Source organism: Collinsella aerofaciens (genome assembly GCF_028209885.1).
Taxonomy (GTDB): Bacteria; Actinomycetota; Coriobacteriia; order Coriobacteriales; family Coriobacteriaceae; genus Collinsella; species Collinsella aerofaciens_BA.
In genome coordinates this window covers 1-21,791 of record NZ_JAQLEM010000035.1, presented here as the reverse complement: position 1 = coordinate 21,791, position 21,791 = coordinate 1, and the positions used below count along the sequence as shown (strand labels likewise).

The following is a 21,791-nucleotide window of genomic DNA, read 5'->3' as shown; positions in this document are numbered from 1 at the left end:
GGCCGACGCTGCGCGGGCCGCATTTGGACAATCTGACGTTCAACTTCAAGGGCGCGACCAGAAGGTCAGCGCCCTTTCGTTTCACGTCACCTTGTCTCAAATGCGACCCGCTCGCTGGCGATGCCAAAACATCGGCGTTTTTGTTGTCGGGACGGCAGTTAGTAGTCGTCGAGTAGTCATTGGTGCTCAGCGGCAGTCCCCATTGCACCAAGTGGCGTGTGCCGTTAAGCGGAGGGGCGTATTGTTGGCCCATCGTTTGGGCATACAATGGCTATGAGCATGCTGCGGTGAAGGCTTGTCCGCTCCGCAGCTTTTTTCTACGGTTAAAGGAGTATGTATGTCCGTTGAGGTCATGAGGACTGTGATCGAGGCCGCCGAGGGCCGCGTGCCCGTCGACACGCTGTTTACCAATGCACAGATCGTCGACGTGTATGGCCAGCGCGTGGCGCCCGGTAGCGTTGCCGTCAAGGACGGTGTGATCGTCGGCGTGCTCTACGATGGTCGCGACGATGCCGCTGGCACCTATGAGGCAACTGAGGTCATCGACTGCCAGGGTCGCTATCTCGCTCCCGGTTTTATTGACGGGCATCTGCATATCGAGTCTTCGAACATCCGTCCCGCCGAGTATGCTCGCATGGCCGCGACGCGCGGTACTACCACCGCCATTGCCGACAGCCACGAGATTGCTAATGTGGCGGGCCTGGACGGCCTGCGCTTTATGATTGAGGACGGCCGCCGCGCACCCATCTCCATCAAATACATGATGCCTTCGTGCGTGCCCGCGCTGCCCGACGAGCAGGCCGGTGCCGTTATTTCTGCTGCCGATATGCAGGCGTTTTTTGCCGAGCATCCAGGCGATGTCTTTGGTCTGGGCGAAATGATGAACCTGCCGGGCGTCTTTATGGCCGACCCCGAGACTTGCGCTCGCATCGATGCTGCCAACCAGACGCCGTCCAAGCAGGTTGACGGCCACGCGCCGCTCGTTGCCGGCAAGGACCTCAACGCCTATGCCGCGGCGGGTATTATCGCCGACCACGAGTCGACGATTCCCGAGGAGGCGCTCGATAAACTGTCCCGCGGCATGTATGTGATGCTGCGTGAGGGCACGTGCAGCCACGATCTGGCCAATTTGTCCCCGATGCTGCTGGAAAACCCCGCCCGCGCCCGCCGCTGCTGCTTTGCGACCGACGACCGCGCTCCCTCCGACGCGCTTTCGACCGGCATGATCGACAATGCCTGCCGCGTGGCCATCGAGGCTGGCGTCGACCCGGTGGTCGCCATCTCCATGGCGTCCCTTTCCACGGCTGAGGCATTTGGCCTGGACCACGGCTGTCGCGACCCGCATGAGCTCCGCGGCGCGATCGCCCCAGGCAAGCGTGCCGACCTGCTGGTGCTCAACGACCTGACGTTTGCCACAGCTCCGCATCGCGTGTATGCCGCCGGTGCCCTGGTGGCGCAGGATGGTACCTTTGTGGGCGAGGTCGCGCCCGAGACGGCCGAGGTCGCAGCCCTTGCCGATGAGCTGCGCGCTTCCGTTAAGCTGCCGAAGCTTTCGCTCGACGTGTTTGACTATGCCTTTAAGCCGGGCGAGGCCGTTATCGATGTCATCCCGGGTATGGCTATCACGGGTATGGCCCGCCCCGAGAGCGCCGAGGACTTGCGCCGCATTATGCTGATCGAGCGCCATGGCCGTGGCGTGTCGCTGCAGGCCGAGGGCGCCGATGGCGACGGCCCCGCTGGCCTGGGCCTGGTCGGCAAGCATATCGGTCGCGGCTGGGTGCGCGGTTTCACCATCACCGGTGGTGCCATTGCCTCCACGATTGGCCACGACTCGCACAACGTGTGCGTGGTGGGCGATAACGCTGCCGATATGATGGCTGCCGTTGAGGCCGTGGGCCAGGGTGGTCACGTGCTGGTGCGTAACGGCGAGGTCGTGGCGCGCATTCCGCTGGCGCTCGGTGGCCTGATGCGCGAAGGCACGGCCGAGGACGTTGCCGCGCAGCACGACGACTTTATGGTCAAGGCGCGCGCCATGGGTATTGAGCCGCCGCTCGACCCCATCATGGGCATCATCTTCCTGCCCCTGCCGGTCATCCCGACGCTCCGCATCCGCCCCGAGGGCATGTTCGACGTCACAACCTTCACCTACTCCGACTAGTCATCGGGGACGTTCTTAAACGACTAGTCATCGGGGACGCTCTTTGGCGGGCTGCCTGACGCCGCGACCGTAGGACCTCTGGCATGTGTGAGCTATTTGCCAGGTCCTTGTAACGTTTACGCCCGCGGAGTCTTATTTGAGCTCCCTTTGGGTACGTTGGAATCGGATACACGTTCGATTCCAACAAGCCCGAAGGGAGCTTTTCCATGTTTAAACTGATTGCATCCGATATGGACGGCACACTGCTTGACGAAAACGGCCAGGTGCCTCCCGAGACCTACGAACTGATTCTGGCGCTACACGAGCATGGCGTGCATTTCGCCGCATCGTCAGGTCGTCGCTACGATCGCCTGTGCGAGTTCTTTGCGCCCGTTCGCGACAAGATGGACTTTGTCGCCGCTAACGGCGCCCAGGTCTACGCCGACGGTAAGATGGTAGACCGTGAGGTGTATTCCCACCTAGCGATTCGAAGGCTCGCCCAAGCCGTCAGGACGTTTCCCAATCTGCATCTTGCGCTATTTGATCGAACCAAGTCCTTCCTGCTCGATGACGAGTGCAAGTTCGTGCGTGAGGTCGATAAGGACCTTCCCAATGCCGAGCGCATTTGGGAGCTGCCCGATCCCAGCGTAAATATCATCAAAGCGAGTATCTTTTGCGACGACAGTGCGGTTATGGACAGCGCGTACGTGCTACAGCGCGAACTTGGTCAGCTCTTTACTTTTGCACCTTCGGGCAACGCGTGGATCGATGCCATGCAGCCTGGTGTGTCGAAGGCCTCGGGTATCGCGCAGCTCGCGGAGCATTACGGCATTGGTCGCGACGAGGTCATGGCGTTTGGCGACTCGATGAACGACTACGAGATCATTCGCTTTGTCGGCACGGGCTGCGCGATGGAAAACGCGCGCCCCGCGCTTAAAGCGGTGGCCGATCGCGTGGTGGGTTGTAACCGCGACCACGCCGTCCAGCAGGAGCTCCGTCGCGTGCTGGAGAGTCTCTCCTAATCCGGCAGATGGGGACGTTCCTTTTCTGCCGACAGTGGGGGACAGTCCTTGCAGCTTTTTGCGAAGAGTGTCCCCAACGACTAGTCGTTTAAGAACGTCCCCAATGACTGACCAATGACTAGGCAAGGGCGGCCATGATGGTGCGGGCGACGCCGTCGTGGTCGTTGTCGTATTCGGTGATGGCGTCGGCGGCCTCGCGGTCTTCGGACTCGGCGTTGATCATGGCCATGCCGTGGCCCGCTGCCTGCAGCATGGGGATGTCGTTGATGTTGTCGCCGAACGCCCAGGCGTCGGCGAGACGCTTGCCCAGGTATTCGCATAGCCACGTGAGGGCCGTCCCCTTGGTGGCGCCCTCGCCCATGACCTCGATATTCATGGCGTACGAACGCGTGACCTCAATGCCTCCGAGCGTGTCGAGCGCCGTCGCGATGGCGTCGCGATCGGCCGGGTTGTGCCAGTACATGGCGATACGTTCGAGCGTCTCGACCTCGTCGATCTTGCTGTCGATATCCATGTCGATCGGCGTTCGTGTGCGCTTGAGTGAAGCCGCGATGTGGGGGTCACCGCCGCAGAACTCATCCAGGCGCCCGTATAGCGAGCGGGGGAGGAAGCACTGTCCATCCGCGAAGATATCGAAGGTCACATCGTGGCCGGCGGCAATGCGATGGATGCGGTGGGCAATGCCGCAATCGAGCGGTCGGCTCAAGATGCGCGTAGCACGTGAGGTGTCGGTGGGCGTATCTTCGTCGAGCCGCCAGACGCTGGCGCCGTTGGCGCAGACCGCGTAGTGCACGGCGGGATGGGCGAGAATGGGCTCAAAGATGCCCGACAGCGGGCGCCCCGTGCAGGGAACAAACTCGATGCCACGACGTGCGAGCTCGTCGAGCATTGCCCAAGTGGCGCCGCTCATCTGCTTATCGCTCGTCAGCAGCGTCCCATCCATATCGGAAAACACAATCATTCGTTGCGATCCTTTCTACTGGCATAAAAAGTGTGGCCAAGGGCTTGGGTCCCTGGCCACGCTCGAGTTCTATAACGGTCCGCGTCCTAGCGGTCAGCGAGCGGCTTGTACTCCAGCGGCTCGATCACCGGACGATAGGCCGGGCGAATAATACGGTGCGCGCAGAAGAGCTCTTCCATGCGGTGCGCAGACCAGCCGGCCATGCGGGCGACGGCGAACAGCGGCGTAAAGAGCGTCTCGGGCACGCCGAGCATCTTGTAGATAAAGCCCGTGTACAGGTCGATGTTGGCACAGATGGGCTTGGTCATGCCGTGATCGCGCATCACTTGCGGGGCCAGGCGCTCGATGCGCTCGATGAGCGCGAACTCCTCGCCCAGGTCCTTCTTGGCTGCCAGCGAGCGCGCGTAACGACGGCACACCTCGGCACGCGGGTCGCTCAGCGTGTAGACGGCGTGGCCCATGCCGTAGATGAGGCCCGTGCCGTCGAAGGCCTGCTTGTCGAGGATCTTGCTCAGGTAGGCTGCGACCTCGTCCTCGTCCTCCCAATTGGAGACATGCGCACGGATGTCCTCGTGCATGGACACGACCTTGGCGTTGGCGCCGCCGTGGCGCGGGCCCTTGAGCGAGCCGATAGCTGCGGCGTAGGCGGAATACGGGTCGGTGGCCGAGGAGGACAGCACGCGGCAGGCGAACGTGGAGTTATTGCCGCCGCCGTGCTCGGCATGCAGCATAAGCATCACGTCGAGCAGCATGGCCTCGTCGCGGGTGAATGCCGTGCCGCCGCGCAACACCTGTAGGATGGTCTCAGCGGTGGAGAGGCCGGGTGTGGGGTGCGGCACATGAACCTCGGAGCCGCGGCGCTTGGCGACCGAGGCCATATGCGCGAAGGCGGCGATGCGGGGGAGACGGGCGAGCATGGAGATGGCGACGTCGATTTCGTGTTCGGGTGTAATGGCGTCGGGCTCGGCGTCGAAGGCGTAGAGCAGCAGCACGGCGCGCTGAAGCACATTCATGATGCTCGACGACACCGTGGTCATGGGGAACTCACGGACGTATTCGTCGCTCAGGTGCCTAAAAGCACCCAGGCGTCCGCAAAAACCGTCGAGTTCCTCTTTGGTGGGCAGCGAGCCCGTGATGAGCAGATAGGCGACCTCTTCGTAGCCGTAGCGGTTCTCGGCCTGGGCGTTGTTGACCAGATCCTCGATGCTGTAGCCACGAAGCGTGAGCTTGCCCTGATCGGGCACGACTTTGCCGTCGACCTTGTTGTAGCCGTGCACGTCCGAGATGCGGGTAAGGCCCGCGACCACGCCCGAGCCGTCGGCATTGCGCAGGCCGCGCTTGACGTTGTGCTCTACGAACAGGTCCTCGTCGTACGGGGCGGTCGGCAGGCCGTGGTAGAGGTTTTCGCTTTCGGGCGAAATCTGACGGCTCGCCTCGTAATCCAGAACCAGGCGGCTCAGGTGATCGTCGAAGCGGTAGTAGATTTTCTTGGCGTCGTAGGCCATGCGCGCTCCTCTCCGGTCCGCTTTGGGGCCGCGCGCTTGGACGATATGACGTCAAGCTGCCCCGAGCGGCTTGTTCGCTACAGGCGGTACATAAAGTTAAAGACGTCCTCGCGCTGGATGGACACGTTGACGCCCGAAAGCTCGCCGGCCTCGGCCAGCGCCTTCTGCAGCTCGGCGAAGTCGAGCTTGGACTCGGCGGTGTCGGCCAGCATGGTCATGGTGAAGATGTCCTCGATAATGGACTGCGTGATGTCGCGGATGTCGACGTTGGCCTCGCCCAAAACGCGGGTGACGCCGGCGACGATGCCGGGGCGGTTCTTGCCAAGGACGGTGATGACGATGCGGGAGGACGAGATCTCGGCCATGGGAAACCCTTTCGCGTGGTTGCGGTGCGCGCGGGGCGCTCCGCTACGGTACAGTGTTCATCATTGTACCTGTCTGGCGCAAAAAAGGCGCGCTCGCTGCGGCATTACATGCCTGCAACATGAGCGTAAGGGGGAAGGCCGTACGGGGAAGAGCCGTCTGGCGCGTGTCCGGCTCGTGTTGGGTTGATTTCCGATCTCAGCCGAACACATTGAGCGGACAGGCCGTTCCCGCAGTCAGCCGAACGCCTCCGACGGCTGATTCCGAACTGGAAGCGGAGGGCATCCCCGCCCTTCGGTAGGGGATACCGCTCCGCGGCGCATGCCGCGGGCGGCGCCCCTATCGGACCACCGTGACCTCAGTTGTGATGGGGCCAGCACTGCCGCGTACTCGGTGAGCTAGAGCCAACTGTTCGTCTTCACGTCGCGTATGGCGATATTTCGGTCGTCCAGCTCGGTGATGCCGTAGCCGAACGCCTGGAGCGTCTCGATGGACTCCTGGATCCTCTGTTGGAACATGGGACCCGGATCGACCCTCGGCCCGAGGTGCCCGCGCCAAAGGCACGGCGTGGCGCGCAGCATGTTATGGATTTTGGAGATGGGCTCGATGTCGGCGTAGACGTTGAGCGTCGCCATGGCGTCCTTGTGGCCGAGGATCGATTGGAGCGCCTTGATATCGCCGCCTTGGCGGATCCACTGCGTTGCGAACGTGTGGCGAAGGCCGTGGAACGTGATCAGCTCGTCGTTGGTGCCCATGAGGCCGTTGGTCTCCGAGAACGTCTTGAACGCCCTGCGGATATAGCTTGTCGTCGCGAAGGTCGCGCCCGGCTCCGACAGGATGTAGCAGTCCCCGATCTCGACCGCCCCGGTAAGGCCGCGCAAGCGCAGCTTTCCGCAGTCGATCTCGTGGGTCTCCTTCAGGAAGGGGAGTAGGCCGACCGGGTCGATGGGGATACCCCTGGCGTCATGGGTCTTGGTGTCCTTGATAAACGAACCCATTCCCTTCGCGTACGCCACCGAGTGTCTGATCGAGATCAGGCCCGTCTCGAAATCCACATCGCACCACCGAAGGCCGCAGACTCGCCGATTCGCATCCCCGTGTGCAGGGCGAGTACGACCGCCCTCTAATCCTCGGCGGACCAATCGAGTCCGAACTCCTTTCGGGCATCCTCTTCGCTCATGACTTCGAGAAGGTCTCCGGGTTGGCAACGAAGGGCGAGGCATAGCTGCTCGAGTGTGTTGAAGCGAATGCCGCGAATATGCCCTTTTTTAATACGGGACAGGTTCACGGGCGTGGTTCCAATCCTTTCGGCAAGTTCGTTCGAGGAAATCTTTCGCTCGGCCATGATCTTGTCGAGGCGAACAATTACGGGCATGGCGTTTCCTTACGCAATCTCGTCGGAGTCGAGGTACAGCTCTCGGGCGTACAAGAAGAGCTGGGAAAGCATGAACAGGACGATGCCGAGAACCAGAGAGGTCCAATCGAATGATGAAGCGATCTCTTGGGCGCCGACGGCCCCCTCGCCGCCAAACATCGAAACGGAGGTTTTGAGTGAGCCGGCGTAGAGGCTGGTGGCAGCTTGAACAACGAAGAGAATGCCGAGCACCTTCAAGCATGTCGCAGACCCTTTCTTGAAGGGGTCTCCGCTCTTGATCGTCCACACGAGAACGGCGCTGAGGATGGTCGTAGCGATACCGATGACGGCAGGGACCAATGTCGAGATCGCAAGGGCTGGATACGCGGGGGAGTCTGCAATTACAGGGTTGTCGAGCATTTCGATTGCTGGCTTTAAGGAGAACGCCACTTGTGCGATGGCGGTGGCGCAAAGGGTCGCAGAGGCTATCGCACATGCGATGCGGAAGGAATGAAGCCGGGGAGTGCGATTGTCGGAACTCATAATAACCTCCGAAGAATTTAAAAAACTCAGGTTACTATTTAACAGTTTATGTTAAATTGACTTTGCCGGCATGTAATCACAGCATGCTGCAATCACTAGATGCGAGGCGGGGCCGAGCATTTTGTTCAGCCCCGCTGTTCCAGGTGGATGGGGTTAAGGTTGGCGATGAATATGCTCAAGATCTCGAAGGCAATCTTTAGGTCGCTTCTCTCCTCCAGGTCGCTCTGTGTTGTCGTTGTTGCGTTGATGGTTCTTTGTGCTTTGCCCGTCTTCAGGAGCGCGGCTGGCATCGACGGACGGGTTGAATACCTCGAGTCGGGAATAACCCGTGTTGAGCAGGAATTGTCAGCATCCTATGCGGATGCGCTTGTGAATGCGGGGGAGGAGGGCGTCTATACCTCTTCATCAAGCATGCCCGCGCTTCTGTACCCTCTTGCCGCGGGGCGTCTTGTCTTGGCGCCGCTCTCTCCTCTGCTTCCGTTTCTGCAGGTGTCGGATGGAGCGTACTCCTTTTATGACGGATCGAAGGAGTACTTGCTATGGGCCGCAACGGCCGTTGCCGTCTCGTTCCTTGCCGCGCGTCTTAACAAACGCGAAAAGCTCATCATCCAGGCACCGATGGGTGAGCTGGGCAGGCTTGTTGCATCGAGCGTATGGGCGAGTGTTTTTGCGATGCTTGCCGTCTTCGCCGTCAATCTTCCAGGGATAATCGCCGCACTTGTGAAGAATGGCCCGGGCTCGCTGTTCTATCCGATAGGCTACGTTCAATATGCGACTCCGGTTATCAAACCGGCTTGGCTGGTGTTCGCACAGACGGCCATCTTGCAATTCTTGGTGGCGGCGTTCATCTCGCTCGTCGTTCACCTTGCCGTGAAGATTGCCAATAACCCTACGCTTGGAATCGTGTTCGTATGTGCCCTGATGGGGGTGACGATGGTTCCCGGGTATTACGGAAGATCCATCGCTTTACGTGAGTTCGCCCTGTTGAATCCCCTTACGTATGCGAACACTGAGTTGACCGTCGGCGCCTATAGCCCGTACCCGACAACGCAGATAGTGAATCTGCCTGGACTTTGCTTCGAGCGTGGCGCGATTACCCTCGTATGCGCAATCGGGATCGAGGTGCTGGCAATTAGCCTGCTTTGCGTTGCTGGAAAGAGCGGCTGCGCGCGCCCGATGTCCCCGATTTGTCTTGAGAGAGGTTCCTTCACCGCATCGAGAACGACAGCCCGTTCGAGCGCTTGTGCCTCCGCCGTTGCATACGTAAGAACGATGGGGAAGCTGCTCCTGCATTCTCCTGCCCTCGCCGTATGCGCGATTGCAATGTCGACGGCGATGCTGGCCCCGGCTCTGGTCGAGGTGTTTCCTGACGCTGGTGACGTTTCCGCTGTTCGGTATAGGGATGGGGAGCTCCGTTCAATAGATCGGTATCTAGAGCAGGACGCTGCGAATATGGACGTCGAGGGCAAAGCGGCCCTGGAAGGCATGCGAGATGCTCTTTCGGGTTTCGTGTACGCGCCCACGCCTGCGGAGGGGTTTCGAAGCCTTGCGACGTACGAGCGCGCTCGAGGCGAGCTGGGCGCGGCAGATGCGACCCTCCTGCAATCGATCGGAATCGAGCCGGAGACTCCTTCTCGTGTGGAGGCGCGCGCCCTTCTGCTCGAGTCGATCGCGAGCTTGCCGGACCCCAAGGTTTACGAGTTAAGTACGAAGATGCCCCCATTAATCCTCCTTTCCTATCTCCAGGCAGCGCTTCCTTCCTTGTTTTGGCTGTTGCCCGTGGTTGTCACATCGCTTGCGTGCACCCACCTGCGGTGCCGTTCCCTTCTGGTTTTCCAAGTCCCCGCAACAGCGCATGTGCGTTTTCTGACGGCTGTTGCGCTGTCTCTCCTGCTTGGCTTGGCGCTGCTTTTGGTGTCGATGGTTCCCGCTGCGGTTGTGTCCTTGATTAAGAACGGTGCGGGTGGTTCGGAGTATCCCGTCGCTCTCATTCGGGCGGGAGCTTCGACAACGTCCATGGTGGGGGAGGCGGTGTTGTGCAGTATTCCGTTGCTGGTCATGGCATACGGCGTGATTTCCGTCGTCGCTGCGTTGACAGCAGCGATTAGCCGCAACCCCGTTGTCACCGGAATGGTTTGCGCGGTTCTCTTGGTGTTGGGTTCGTTGAGCGCTCATGTTGAAAGCGTGGGCATGGGCGTCGCGCTGCTGGCTCCATTCGCCTCGTTTGATCCCGCTTCCCAGGTGGGGACGATTGGGTTCCTTGGGCGAGGGACGAACGCGATGCCTTTTGGAGAGGTCGTCGGCGCATCGGGCGCTCTGCTGGTGGTCTTGGGCGCCGTATCTCCGTTGATGGTGCGCCTGAGTGTTCCAAAGATCGAAAGGGGATGATCTCGATGATTGACCTTCAAACGCTGACGATCTCTTATGGAAAGAAGGTGCTCGTAGATTCGGTGAACGCTGAGTTTGCCCCGGGTACGGTCTACGGTCTCGTCGCTCCGAACGGGCATGGAAAGACGACGTTGCTGCGTGCGATGGCAGGTTTGCCGGGTCCTCGCGTGGACGGGAGCATCGTTCTGGATGAGGTACAGGGTACGGGTGCGAGAGAGGTCCGTTCTATGATCTTCTATGCACCTGGTGAGGGGACGCTGCTGTATCCCGGATTGCGTGCGGAAGATCACCTCAAGATGGTTTGCGATATGTGGCCGCATGCTCGCGATATCGAAGAGATAGTGGAACAAACGCAGATAGGCGAGTTCGCGAAGATGAGGATCCGCGCTCTGAGCCAGGGCATGAAGCAGCAGCTTACCCTGACGATTGCGTATGCGACGGGCGCGCGGTACCTTCTATTAGATGAGCCCATGAACGCGCTCGACCCCAGCAGGGTGGACTTGCATTCCGAGATTCTCAGGAAGCTGGCCGATTCTGGTACGTGCATCATCATGTCATCCCACATCTTGGATTCGGTCGATAGGCTGTGCGATGAGATTCTGTTTTTGAAGGATGGGAGGCTCATTAGAAGCATTCCGCAAGATGATGCTGCGCCGAAGTCTCCTGGATCCCATTTCGCAAAGCCTGCCGGACGCGCCGAGGGTGCGCTAAGCACGTATCGGCGACTCTACGAAAAGGGCGGGTAGAAATGCAAGTTAATAATCTATGTGGTCGATATGCCGTTGAGCCCGCATATCGATACCGCTCAGCCATTCGCCTCGCCCCCGTCGCACGTATCTTCATCCGGTCTGTTACTTTTAATCTAACGATTCTTTGAGGAACGTAGGTGCTTCCAAATGTACTGTCGACTTCTTCTCAAACTGATCCTAAGAGACAAGGCCGCATGGATTTGTACGCTCGTTCTCGCTGCAGCCTTTTCCGTCCCCATTGCGTTCAATTCACCCATCTACGGCCCCTTCTTTATGAAGCAGGGCATGCAGGGCTTTGTCGACGCATTCAATACGCGCGCGCCCCAGGCCAGCGGCACAGACCTATCGCCAGAGCAGCAAGATGACGCTGAGCTTGCAAGATACGCGAACGCCGCCCTCGCCGCTCAAACCGACGCCGCCTTTCTCGACTCTGCCGAGAGCTACTACGCGCTCATGGACGAGGGCTTCCAATCCGGGTCCATCGTGGGGGACCAGGAGACCAATGACGCAGAGCTCGCATATTGCCGCGCTCTGAGCAGCTCCGGCATCGCGGATATCCCGGCCTCCGCAAACGACCTGCCGTTCCTCTCCTTCCTGCCCTACGCCATTGCCCAGGCGCCGTCCTTCCTTCCCTTCATCCCCTTCCTTCTCTCGTCGATACTCGTGCTCGGCGCCACAAGGCCCGGGACCCTGGCGGCAAAGGCGCCCGTGCCCAAATTCCGGCGCCTTATCCAAACCGTGTTTTCGATAATTGGCGCGGGGACCGCGATGCTCCTCGCCGGCCTTGCGCCCGGGGGCATTTACGCCTTGGCCCTAAACGGCTTCGGGCAGATCGGGTACCCGATCGCCTTCTTCCATAACGGCGCGCTCACTACCACGACCGCGGGAAACGTCTTCACGACCATACTTCTCGCGCTGCTCGCGGGTGGAACCTTGATATCCGTTTGTTCCGTCGTCCTATCGACCGCAACGAGGCGCGTCCTCGCGGGCCCCCTTACCTCCGCGCTGCTTGTCGCGGCCCCGGCATTCCCGTTACTGTCCGATTCGGCACTGGGGCATAACGCCGCGCTCGAGCTCCTGCCGCTGGCCGTGTTCTCGCCTATCGAGGCAACGGGTTACGTAGGATGCTTCCCGACAGAATTCATTGGCTCCGGTTCGGGCGGCGCATCGATGCTTGCCGTGGCCCTGGTATACGTCGCGGTCCTTTTCGCGGTCGGCGCCGTTGTGACGCGTTCGCCCAAACAGGCTGGACCCGCTAAAAAGCACCATGGGCTCGAGCTTCTGGACGCGAGCGTGGGATACGGGAGCACGACGATACTTTCGATCGGATCGCTTTCCTTGGGCCCGGGAACGGCGGCGGGGCTCGTCGCTCCCAACGGCTCGGGGAAAACCACCCTTCTTGAAGCGCTGTCGGGCCAATTTCCCACCCGCATCCGCTCGGGAAGCCTGTTGGCAGACGGAATCTACCAACGTCGATCAGCCGAATTCGCAGAACTCGTCTACCTGAGCTCTTCGGGCGGCGCGGATCTCTACCCCACGCTATCGGCCCGCGAGCACCTCTCTTTCGTTAGGGAGGCGTGGAAATCGGCCGCCGACATCGACTCGCTCTGCAACTCCCTCGGAATCTCCCCATATCTCGACAAGCCGACCCGTAAACTCTCGACAGGAATGAAGCAGCAGGTAAAGCTTGCCATGGCGATAGCGACCGATTGCCCGTACCTCATCCTCGATGAACCGCTGAACGGCCTCGATCCGGGAAAACGGAAAACCTCCTGCGACGCGATGCGCAGCGAGGTGGAGCGGGGACGCAGCGTGCTCATCTCAAGCCATCTGCTCGACGACCTGGCAGACCTCACCGACTCGTTCTACTTCATCGAGGCCGGCACGCTCGTGGAAAAGACCGAGTCGTCCTCGCAGACGCTCAAGCAGGAATACCTCGATACATACGAGGGAGGTGAATGACATGAAACTATTTGAACAGCTGAAGTCCAATGCGTCGCGCATGGCTGTCTACGCCATCCTCGTGGCAACCGCTTTATGCGGAATCGCGGCACCCGTCTATGCGCTCAACGGAGAGAAAGGCGATGTCGAACCCGCGTACATGGCTTCGACGGTTAAAGACCGGTACAAAGCCTTCTCTGGAGACACGTTTTACGTAGCAGAGTACGACACGACCTACCGTCAGCTTCGCTACAACAAGAGATACGAATATCTAGGCCCAGAAGTAATCAGCTATACATCGGGTTGGTACCGCTCCAGCTATGGACACATAACCCAGTTCAAGTGTAACTACCGTGTGTACAACTAAAGCAACCCGGCCGGGACGAGGGGTGACGCAAAAGCGTCGCCCCTCGTTTTTAACCATGTCAACTGAACCTGGTTCAGTTTGGTTGATTTCCGATCTCAGCCGAACACATTGAGCGGAAAGGCCGTTCCCGCAGTCAGTCGAACGTCCCCGGGGCCCTTCTCAGGCCCCGGGGACGGCATTTTCCCAGTTGAAGGAACGGTGGAGATGTGTTTCGATGGGTCAGATTCGTGTCGTTCCGAAAAGACCGTGAACCTTTTGTGGGACACGCGGCGCCGTGGTACCATAGCCGAGTTTGTTGTCTTGGTCGGAAACCAAGACGCCTTATGCGCTGATCGGTAACCAGCGCCTGACCAATAAGGAGTCCTACCATGAAGCAGGGTATCCATCCCCAGTATGTCGAGTGCACGGTGACGTGCTCCTGCGGCAACACCTTCAAGACGCACGCTACCGTGTCCGAGATGAAGGTCGAGCTTTGCAACGAGTGCCACCCGTTCTACACCGGCCAGCAGAAGTTCGTCGACACCGGTGGACGCGTCCAGCGCTTCGCCGACAAGTTCGGTGGCGCCGCTGCCGCCCAGCTCAAGAAGGCCGAGGAGGCCAAGGCTGCCAAGGCCGCCAAGGCTGCTGAGGCCGAGGCCGCTCGCAAGGCCGCCGCTGAGGCTAAGGCTGCCGAGAAGGCTAAGCGTGCCGCTAAGTTCGCCGAGGAGGCTGCCAAGCAGGCCGCCGAGGCTCCCGCAGAGGCTCCCGTCGAGGAGGCCGCTGCCGAGGCCGAGACCACCGAGGCCGCTGAGTAAATAGCTCGCCGCGGAATCGCTCGCATTCATGGCATAAGGGCCGTGCATCCGTTTGGGTGCGCGGCCCTTTTTCTTTTTAAATTAGTGCAAACTAACCTGTCCCCATGGCACCACATGGCAGAGAGGCGGCGTTTGCCCAGATAGACCTGCCAAAATTAACCTGTCCCATTGTGGCAGGTTGGTCGTAGTTATTACGTGGCGGTCGAGCTCGACCGTATAGGCCGCGCCTTGTTTGGCTAAAGTACAATCATCTGTGTTTAACTCGCCCGCAGCTGCACGGCGTGGGCGATGGCCAAAAAGGAAAACCACATGGGATTCATGTCAAAGCTGCTGTCCTTTGGATCCGATAAGGACCTTAAGCGCTACTACAAGATCGTCGACCAGATCAACGGTCTTGAGCCCCAGTTTGAGAAGATGACCGAGGAGGAACTCCGCGGCCAGACCGATAAGTTCCGCGAGCGTTACGCCAACGGCGAGTCGCTCGACGACATGCTCCCCGAGGCCTTTGCCACCGTGCGTGAGGCTTCCAAGCGCACCATGGGTATGCGCCACTTTGACGTGCAGCTCATTGGCGCCATGGCGCTGCACGAGGGCCACATCGCCGAGATGAAGACCGGCGAAGGTAAGACCCTCGTCTCCACGTTGGCCGGCTATCTCAACGCTATTGCCGGCAAGGGCGTGCACGTCGTTACTGTCAACGATTACCTTGCCAAGCGCGACTCCGAGTGGATGGGCCGCATCTATAAGTACCTGGGCATGACCGTCGGTCTGCTCCAGAACAACATGCCGCTCGAGCTCAAGCGCCCGGCCTACCAGGCCGACGTCACCTACGGCACCAACTCCGAGTTCGGCTTTGATTACCTGCGCGACAACATGGTTACCCGTCCCGAGCAGCGCGTGCAGCGCGGTCACAACTACGCCATCGTCGACGAGGTTGACTCCATCCTGATCGACGAGGCACGTACCCCGCTCATCATCTCGGGCGCTGGCACCAAGTCCGCCAGTACCTACAAGGACTTCGCGCGTGCCGTGCGTGGCCTTGAGCGCGGCGAGGACGTGTCGCACGACATGCTCACCGCCACCGAGGACGTCGAGCCCACGGGCGACTACGTCATGGACGAGGCCAAGCACACCATCGCCGCCACCGAGCGCGGCCTTAAGAAGATCGAGCGCCGCCTGGGTATCGATGACATCTATGCCGATCTCTCCGGCCAGCTTGTCAACCACCTGCAGCAGGCGCTGAAGGCCCAGTACATGTTCCACCGCGACAAGCAGTACGTGGTCACCAACGGCGAGGTCAAGATCGTCGACGAGTTCACCGGCCGCATTATGGAAGGCCGCCGTTACTCCGAGGGCCTGCACCAGGCCATCGAGGCCAAAGAGGGCGTGCTCGTGCGCGAGGAGAACCAGACGCTGGCCACCATCACCCTGCAGAACTACTTCCGTCTGTATGACAAGCTTTCTGGCATGACCGGTACGGCACTTACCGAGGATGCTGAGTTCCGCGAGATCTACAAGCTGCCCGTCGAGGTCATCCCCTCCAACAAGCCCGTGCAGCGCGTGGACCACGAGGACCTGGTGTACCGCACCATTCAGGCTAAATACAACGCCGTTGCCGACGACGTTGAGCGTCGTCACGCCAAGGGCCAACCGGTCCTGGTGGGCACCGTCTCCATCGAGAGCTCCGAGAAGCTGTCCGCCGCCCTTACCAAGCGCGGCATCGCACACGAGGTCCTCAACGCCAAGCACCATGAACGCGAGGCCCACATCGTTGCCCAGGCCGGACGCTACGGCGCCGTGACCATCGCCACCAACATGGCCGGTCGTGGTACCGACATCCTGCTGGGCGGCAACCCCGACGAGCTGGTGCGCGAGCGCCTTGAGTACGAGGGCCTGACCATGGAGGACGTGACGCCCGAGCAGCTCGAGCAGTTTAACGCCGAGGCCAAGGAGACTTGCAAGGCCGAGCGCGAGCGCGTGCTTGCCGCCGGCGGCCTGACCGTCATCGGCACCGAGCGCCATGAGTCCCGCCGTATCGACAACCAGCTGCGCGGCCGTTCCGGCCGTCAGGGCGATCCAGGCGAGACCCAGTTCTACCTGTCGCTCGAGGACGACCTCATGCGCCTGTTCGGCGGCGACAAGATGGACCGCGTCTCCAAGATGATGGTCACGGCCGACATGGGCGACGACATGCCCATCCAGCACAAGATCATCTCCAAGGCCGTCGAGAGCGCCCAGCACAAGGTCGAGAGCATCAACTTCTCCATGCGTAAGAGCGTCCTTGAGTACGACGACGTCATGAACAAGCAGCGCCAGGTCATCTACGCCGAGCGCAATAAGATTCTGGACGGCAAGGACCTGACCGACCACATCACCGAGGTCATGCACGACACCGTGTACCGCTGCGTGCAGGAGTTCTGCACCAAGGACAGTCACGATGGCGAGCGCGACCTGGAGGGCCTGCGCAAGTGGGTTGTGGAGCTCACCGGCCACATCGATACGCCGAAGTTCCCCGACGAGGATTATGAGGCCCTGGCTGCCGATGTTCTGGCTTACGTAGAGAAGTGCTACAACATGAAGGCCGAGCGCTTGGGCGAGGACCTGATGCGCGAGCTCAACACCCAGGTCATGCTGCGCGTCATCGATACCCGCTGGATGAACTACCTGCAGGAGATGGACTACCTCAAGACCGGCATCGGCCTGCGCGGCTTTGGCCAGCGCGACCCGCTGGTCGAGTACAAGACCGAGGCCTACGGCGCGTTCCAGATACTCGTCGATACCATGTATGAGGATTACCTGCGCACGGTTCTGCGCATCGAGATCAAGGCTGCCCCGCGTGCCGTGGAGCACAAGGAGGAGCCCGCGCTCGAGGGCGCGCGCTTCTCCGGTCCTGCCGAGGTCGATGGTGACAACGGCGACTCGGTGCTGCGCAAGCAGGCGCAGGTGCAGGCCCGCACGGCTGTCCAGGGTGGTCCGGCTGCCGTCAACAACGGTGGCAAGGTGACCACCTATCGCAAGTCCGAGAGCGACGATCCGTACGTCAACGTGGGCCGCAACGACCCGTGCCCCTGCGGTAGCGGCAAGAAGTTTAAGTACTGCCACGGCAGGAATCGTTAATGGCTGAGGCTTTAGAGGTAACGCCCGCCGAGCTGGACGCGTTTGCGGACCGGCTCGGCGAGGTCGAGTCGTATCTCCATTTGGACGAAAAGCGCACGCGCGTGACCGAGCTCGAGGCTAAAAGCGTGGCCCCCGGCTTTTGGGATGACGCCGACGCCGCCCGTGCCACCATGGAGGAGATCGCGCGCACCAAGGAAGATATCGCTGCCGTGGATACCGCGCGCGGCGAGCTTTCCGATGCCCGCGCCGCGCTGGAGCTTGCCGAGGAGATGGGGGATGACCCCGACGCCGCCGCATTGCGCGAGGAGGCTGCCGCTACGGCAGAACGCCTGGCCCGCGCTATCGACGAGCTTGAGCTTTCGAGCTGGTTTACCGGTGAGTTCGATCACGGCGATGCCATTGTGACCATCAAGCCCGGACAGGGTGGTCTGGAGGCCCAGGACTGGACCTTCATGCTCTTTAAGATGTACATGAAGTACTGCCAGCGTCGCGGCTGGAAGGTCACCATCAACGACTGTCCCGCGGCCGAGGTCATCGGCATTGACCGTGCGACCTTTACCGTCGAGGGCAAGGACGCATTTGGCATGCTGCGCGCCGAGGCCGGCGTTCACCGCTTGGTTCGCATTAGCCCCACCGACGACAAGAAGCGCCGCCAGACCACGTTTGCCGGCGTCGAGGTCATCCCCGTGCTACCCGATGATATCGACATCGAAATCAGTCCCGACGACATCCGCGTGGACGTGTACCACGCGAGCGGCCCGGGCGGTCAGGGCGTCAACACCACCGACTCCGCCGTGCGCGTGACGCATTTCCCCAGCGGCATTGTGGTTACCTGCCAAAACGAGCGCAGCCAGATCCAGAACAAGGCCGCGTGCATGCAGATCCTCAAGGCTCGCCTGTACGAGATTGAGCTCGAGAAGCGCGCCGAGGCCCTGGATGAGATTCGCGGACCCAAAACCACGATTGGTTTTGGCAACCAGATCCGCAGCTACGTGCTCTACCCGTACCAGATGGTCAAGGATCTGCGCTCGGGCGTTGAGACCAGCAACGTCGAGGCAGTTCTTGACGATGGCGACCTGGACCCGTTTGTTATTGGCTACCATCGCTGGGCCACCGGCAACGCCGACGCGGAGACCCCGTCTGCATAAACCGCCCGGTTTATGTGGAAATGGATTAAAACCCTCCGAGCAGGGTGGTTTTGTATCCAGAGCAAACCCTGCGCAGGGGTGGTTTTTGCTCGGCGAATCGGTAGAATCGAATACAGCAAGAAGTTCGAAGCGCATCCGATGGGGTGCGCTTTTTTGAGGGAGGCAGCATGGCATATCGTCTGGACATCAAGCGCATTCTTTCGATGAACTTCTTTCACGACCTGCCCCAGATTATGTTGGGGTGCGCTCTGGCCGCTATTGCGACTGACCTGTTTTTGATTCCCAACGGCCTTGCTGCCGGTGGCGTTACGGGCCTTGCCACCATTATCCAGGCGGTCGGCGCATCGCGCGGCCTATCGCTTCCCGTTGGTATTCAGACGATCGTGATGAACGCCTTGCTGTTGTTGGTCGTTATGCGCGAGGGCGGCATGTTCTACGTGGTGCAGACCGCGACGGGCTTTGTGCTGCTGGGCTTCTTTACCGATCTGTTCGCCCCGTTTGTAGCACCTCTGGCGGATGCGGACCTGATGCTCCCTGCCATGTGGGGCGGCATTATTACGGGCATCGGTTACGGCATGGTGCTGCGCGCCGGCGCCAACACCGGCGGTTCGGACACGATTGGCCAAATCATCTCGCGTAATACCTCACTGCCCGTGGGCTCGACCGTCATGGCGATCGATGTTGCCGTATGCGCGCTGTCGGCTCCGGTCTTTTCAATCGAAAACGCACTATATGCAGGCCTTTCGATGGTCATTAGCGGCTACGTGATCGATGCCGTGGTCGATGGTGGCAACAAACGCCGTATGGTACTCATTATCTCGGACAAGTTCCCTGATATCGCTGCCGATATCATGTATGGCTTGGGTCGCGGCTGCACCAAGTTTAAGGCGACCGGTATGTACTCGGGCGCCGAGAAGCCGGTGATTATGGTCATCGTGAGCCGTCGAGAGCTCAATACCCTCAAGACGATCGTGCGCGAGCGCGATCCTCACGCCATTGTGACGGTCGCTGACGTTACGGAAGCCTTCGGCGAGGGATTCAAGGACATTAGCGCGTAGGGTCGACCGCGTTCCATCCAAAAGACGTTCACATTGATAAACCGTTTCATCAGCGGTTCTGCCTGCTAAATTGTTCAAATAATGATAAAAACTCTGGTAAAGCCATCAGTTTCCAGCATAATGAATGACGTACGTGCATTGCGGCTGTGTTGGGATTACCTTCGGTGCCGTGCGCATTTTGTCTAATGAGGATGAAAGGAAGGCACAATGAGCGACGAAGAGCTCAAAAAGGTTGCCAACGAGGTAAGGAAGGGCATCGTCACCGGCGTGCACGCTGCCAAGTCCGGCCATCCGGGCGGTTCGCTCGGCGCTGCCGACATCATGACCTATCTGTACTTTGAGGAAATGAACGTCGACCCGGCCGATCCCCGCAAGGCCGACCGCGATCGTTTTGTGCTTTCCAAGGGCCACTGCGCTCCGGGCCTGTACGCCGTGCTTGCCGAGCGCGGGTTCTTCCCCAAGGAGGACCTCGAGACGCTGCGCCATATCGGTAGCCACCTGCAGGGTCATCCCAACATGAACGACACCCCGGGCGTCGACATGTCCACCGGCTCGCTCGGCCAGGGCATCTCCGCCGCCGTGGGTATGGCCGTTGCTGCCAAGCACTGGGGCGATACTTACCGCACCTACGCCCTGTTGGGCGATGGCGAGAGCGAGGAGGGCCAGGTCTGGGAGGCCGCCATGTTTGCCGGCAACCAGCAGCTCGACAACCTCTGCGTGATCGTCGACCACAACGGCCTGCAGATCGACGGCCCCGTCGAGGAGGTCAACGACCCCATGCCGCTCGCCGACAAGTTCCGCGCCTTTAAGTTCCACGTGGTGGAGCTTGCCGACGGCAACGACTTCGATCAGATTCGCGCCGCCTTTGCCGAGGCTCGCGCTACCAAGGGTCAGCCGACCGCCATCATCGCCGAGACCATGAAGGGCAAGGGCGTGTCCTTTATGGAGAACCAGGTGGGCTGGCACGGCAAGGCCCCCAACGATGAACAGTTTGAGCAGGCCATGGCAGAGCTCACGGCCGCCGGAGAGGAGCTCTAGGATGGCAGACGTCAAGAAAATCGCCACGCGCGTAAGCTACGGCGAGGCCCTCGTCGAGCTCGCCAACGAGCACGATGACTTTGTGGTCCTCGACGCCGACCTGGCCGCCGCCACGCAGACCGGCAAGTTCAAGGCGGCCTGCCCCGACCGCTTCTTCGATGTGGGCATCGCCGAGAGCAACCTGATGGGTGTTGCCGCCGGTATCGCAACCACCGGTCGCGTTGCCTTCGCGAGCACCTTTGCCATGTTCGCCGCCGGCCGCGCCTTTGAGCAGGTCCGCAACTCCATCGGCTATCCGCACCTTAACGTTAAGATCGGTGCCACGCACGCCGGCATCTCGGTGGGCGAGGACGGCGCCACGCACCAGTGCTGCGAAGATATCGCCCTCATGCGCGTCATCCCCGGCATGACCGTGATTGTTCCCGCCGACGACGTCGAGGCCCGCGCCGTGACGCGCGCCGCCTACGAGTGCGACGGCCCCGTGTACATGCGCTTTGCCCGTCTGGCCTCGCCGGTTATCAACGATCCCGAGACCTACAAGTTCGAGGTGGGCAAGGGCATCGTCATGCGCGAGGGTGCTGACGTGACCATCATCGCCTGCGGCCTGATGGTCGGCGAGGCACTCGAGGCCGCTGAGCAGCTTGTTGCCGAGGGCATCGATGCCGAGGTCATCAACATGCACACCATCAAGCCCATCGATGCCGACCTGATCGTCAAGAGCGCCACTAAGACCGGCCACGTCGTGACCGTCGAGGAGCACTCCGTGATCGGTGGCCTGGGCAGCGCCGTTGCCGATGTCCTGTGCGAGCAGTGCCCGACGCCGCTTAAGAAGATTGGCGTCAACGACACCTTCGGCGAGTCCGGCCCGGGTGCCGAGCTCCTGCACAAGTACGGCCTGGACGCCGCCAACATCGTGGCGACCACCAAGGAGTTCTTGGCATAAGGCAAGGCGGATCTCAAGGACTGCTTCGCCAGAACTATAAAACTGCTTCGCCAGTACTATGGAAACCCGGCAGGGGCGCTCTCTTGGAGAGCGCCCCTGTTTCAGTTGCGGTGAAATAAGGACTGTTTTGCCAGCTTAAAGGCTCAACAGTCCCTATTTCACCGCAACTTATGAAGACGCCCCTCAAGTACGGTCCCATCAGGGAAAAGGGCATATATCGGCAAAGTGCAATTCAGACCCTTCCAGCTTTGTATATGCAGCACCCCAAGATAAACGCAGCGACCCCTTAGTTATCGCAGGCCGGGCACAGGGTTACTCTCCAAATTTTTCCGCAGGACGGAGGAGCCCCCGCAGCGCGAAGCG

At 60.6% G+C, this 21,791-nt stretch carries 18 protein-coding genes; 12 read left to right on the top strand and 6 right to left on the bottom strand.

What is annotated here, in order from left to right; all coding sequences use genetic code 11:
* The first annotated feature begins 337 nt into the window (after positions 1–337).
* Together PMX21_RS08565 and PMX21_RS08560 are read left to right on the top strand one after the other, a co-directional pair.
* Positions 338–2,158, top strand: a complete 1,821-nt coding sequence (locus tag PMX21_RS08565) for an adenine deaminase (protein ID WP_271759143.1) — start codon at positions 338–340, stop codon at positions 2,156–2,158.
* A 206-nt stretch (positions 2,159–2,364) separates the two neighbouring features.
* A complete protein-coding gene (locus PMX21_RS08560) occupies positions 2,365–3,159 on the top strand; it encodes a Cof-type HAD-IIB family hydrolase (RefSeq protein ID WP_006235286.1) in 795 nt (264 codons plus the stop codon).
* Positions 3,160–3,277: 118 nt separating this feature from the next.
* Here the strand turns inward: PMX21_RS08560 and PMX21_RS08555 are convergent, their stop codons facing one another.
* From PMX21_RS08555 to PMX21_RS08530, 6 genes are all read right to left on the bottom strand, one after another.
* Positions 3,278–4,120 carry a Cof-type HAD-IIB family hydrolase gene (locus tag PMX21_RS08555; RefSeq protein WP_271759142.1) on the bottom strand — a complete coding sequence of 281 codons (843 nt, stop codon included), beginning with the start codon at positions 4,118–4,120 and terminating at the stop codon, positions 3,278–3,280.
* A gap of 86 nt (positions 4,121–4,206) precedes the next feature.
* Positions 4,207–5,625 carry a citrate synthase gene (locus PMX21_RS08550; protein ID WP_271759141.1) on the bottom strand — a complete coding sequence of 473 codons (1,419 nt, stop codon included), beginning with the start codon at positions 5,623–5,625 and terminating at the stop codon, positions 4,207–4,209.
* Positions 5,626–5,702: 77 nt separating this feature from the next.
* Positions 5,703–5,990, bottom strand: coding sequence for an ACT domain-containing protein (locus PMX21_RS08545; protein ID WP_006235289.1), 288 nt, complete (start codon positions 5,988–5,990; stop codon positions 5,703–5,705).
* A 396-nt stretch (positions 5,991–6,386) separates the two neighbouring features.
* Positions 6,387–7,211, bottom strand: a complete 825-nt coding sequence (locus PMX21_RS08540; protein ID WP_271759140.1) for a site-specific integrase — start codon at positions 7,209–7,211, stop codon at positions 6,387–6,389.
* A complete protein-coding gene (locus PMX21_RS08535; protein WP_006235292.1) occupies positions 7,112–7,363 on the bottom strand; it encodes a helix-turn-helix domain-containing protein in 252 nt (83 codons plus the stop codon). The genes PMX21_RS08540 and PMX21_RS08535 overlap by 100 nt, the downstream gene beginning before the upstream one ends.
* 9 nt (positions 7,364–7,372) lie before the next feature.
* Positions 7,373–7,885, bottom strand: a complete 513-nt coding sequence (locus PMX21_RS08530) for a hypothetical protein (RefSeq protein WP_271759139.1) — start codon at positions 7,883–7,885, stop codon at positions 7,373–7,375.
* A 165-nt stretch (positions 7,886–8,050) separates the two neighbouring features.
* Between PMX21_RS08530 and PMX21_RS08525 the strand changes: the two genes are divergently transcribed.
* The 10 genes from PMX21_RS08525 (at position 8,051) to PMX21_RS08480 (ending at position 21,428) form a co-directional block, all read left to right on the top strand.
* Entirely contained in the window at positions 8,051–10,273 is a 2,223-nt protein-coding gene (locus tag PMX21_RS08525) for a hypothetical protein (protein ID WP_271759138.1), read from the top strand.
* A gap of 5 nt (positions 10,274–10,278) precedes the next feature.
* Complete coding sequence (locus PMX21_RS08520) at positions 10,279–11,019, top strand: ABC transporter ATP-binding protein (RefSeq protein ID WP_271759137.1); 741 nt, start codon at positions 10,279–10,281, stop codon at positions 11,017–11,019.
* Positions 11,020–11,169: 150 nt separating this feature from the next.
* On the top strand, positions 11,170–12,984 hold the full coding sequence (locus tag PMX21_RS08515) for an ABC transporter ATP-binding protein (protein WP_271759136.1): 1,815 nt from the start codon (positions 11,170–11,172) through the stop codon (positions 12,982–12,984).
* A gap of 1 nt (position 12,985) precedes the next feature.
* A complete protein-coding gene (locus PMX21_RS08510; protein WP_118266514.1) occupies positions 12,986–13,330 on the top strand; it encodes a hypothetical protein in 345 nt (114 codons plus the stop codon).
* A 368-nt stretch (positions 13,331–13,698) separates the two neighbouring features.
* Positions 13,699–14,124 (top strand): 50S ribosomal protein L31, encoded by a 426-nt coding sequence (rpmE, locus tag PMX21_RS08505; protein ID WP_006235303.1) that lies wholly within the window; start codon positions 13,699–13,701, stop codon positions 14,122–14,124.
* Positions 14,125–14,433: 309 nt separating this feature from the next.
* Complete coding sequence (secA, locus tag PMX21_RS08500; RefSeq protein ID WP_117775822.1) at positions 14,434–17,241, top strand: preprotein translocase subunit SecA; 2,808 nt, start codon at positions 14,434–14,436, stop codon at positions 17,239–17,241.
* Complete coding sequence (gene prfB / locus PMX21_RS08495; RefSeq protein WP_271759135.1) at positions 17,241–18,389, top strand: peptide chain release factor 2; 1,149 nt, start codon at positions 17,241–17,243, stop codon at positions 18,387–18,389. The genes secA and prfB overlap by 1 nt, the downstream gene beginning before the upstream one ends.
* Positions 18,390–18,556: 167 nt before the next feature.
* The gene (locus tag PMX21_RS08490; RefSeq protein ID WP_035137417.1) at positions 18,557–19,447 is read left to right on the top strand and encodes a YitT family protein; all 891 of its coding nucleotides are present in this window, start codon (positions 18,557–18,559) and stop codon (positions 19,445–19,447) included.
* A gap of 207 nt (positions 19,448–19,654) precedes the next feature.
* The gene (locus PMX21_RS08485; RefSeq protein ID WP_006235308.1) at positions 19,655–20,485 is read left to right on the top strand and encodes a transketolase; all 831 of its coding nucleotides are present in this window, start codon (positions 19,655–19,657) and stop codon (positions 20,483–20,485) included.
* Position 20,486: 1 nt separating this feature from the next.
* A complete protein-coding gene (locus PMX21_RS08480) occupies positions 20,487–21,428 on the top strand; it encodes a transketolase family protein (RefSeq protein ID WP_271759134.1) in 942 nt (313 codons plus the stop codon).
* Positions 21,429–21,791: the final 363 nt, after the last annotated feature.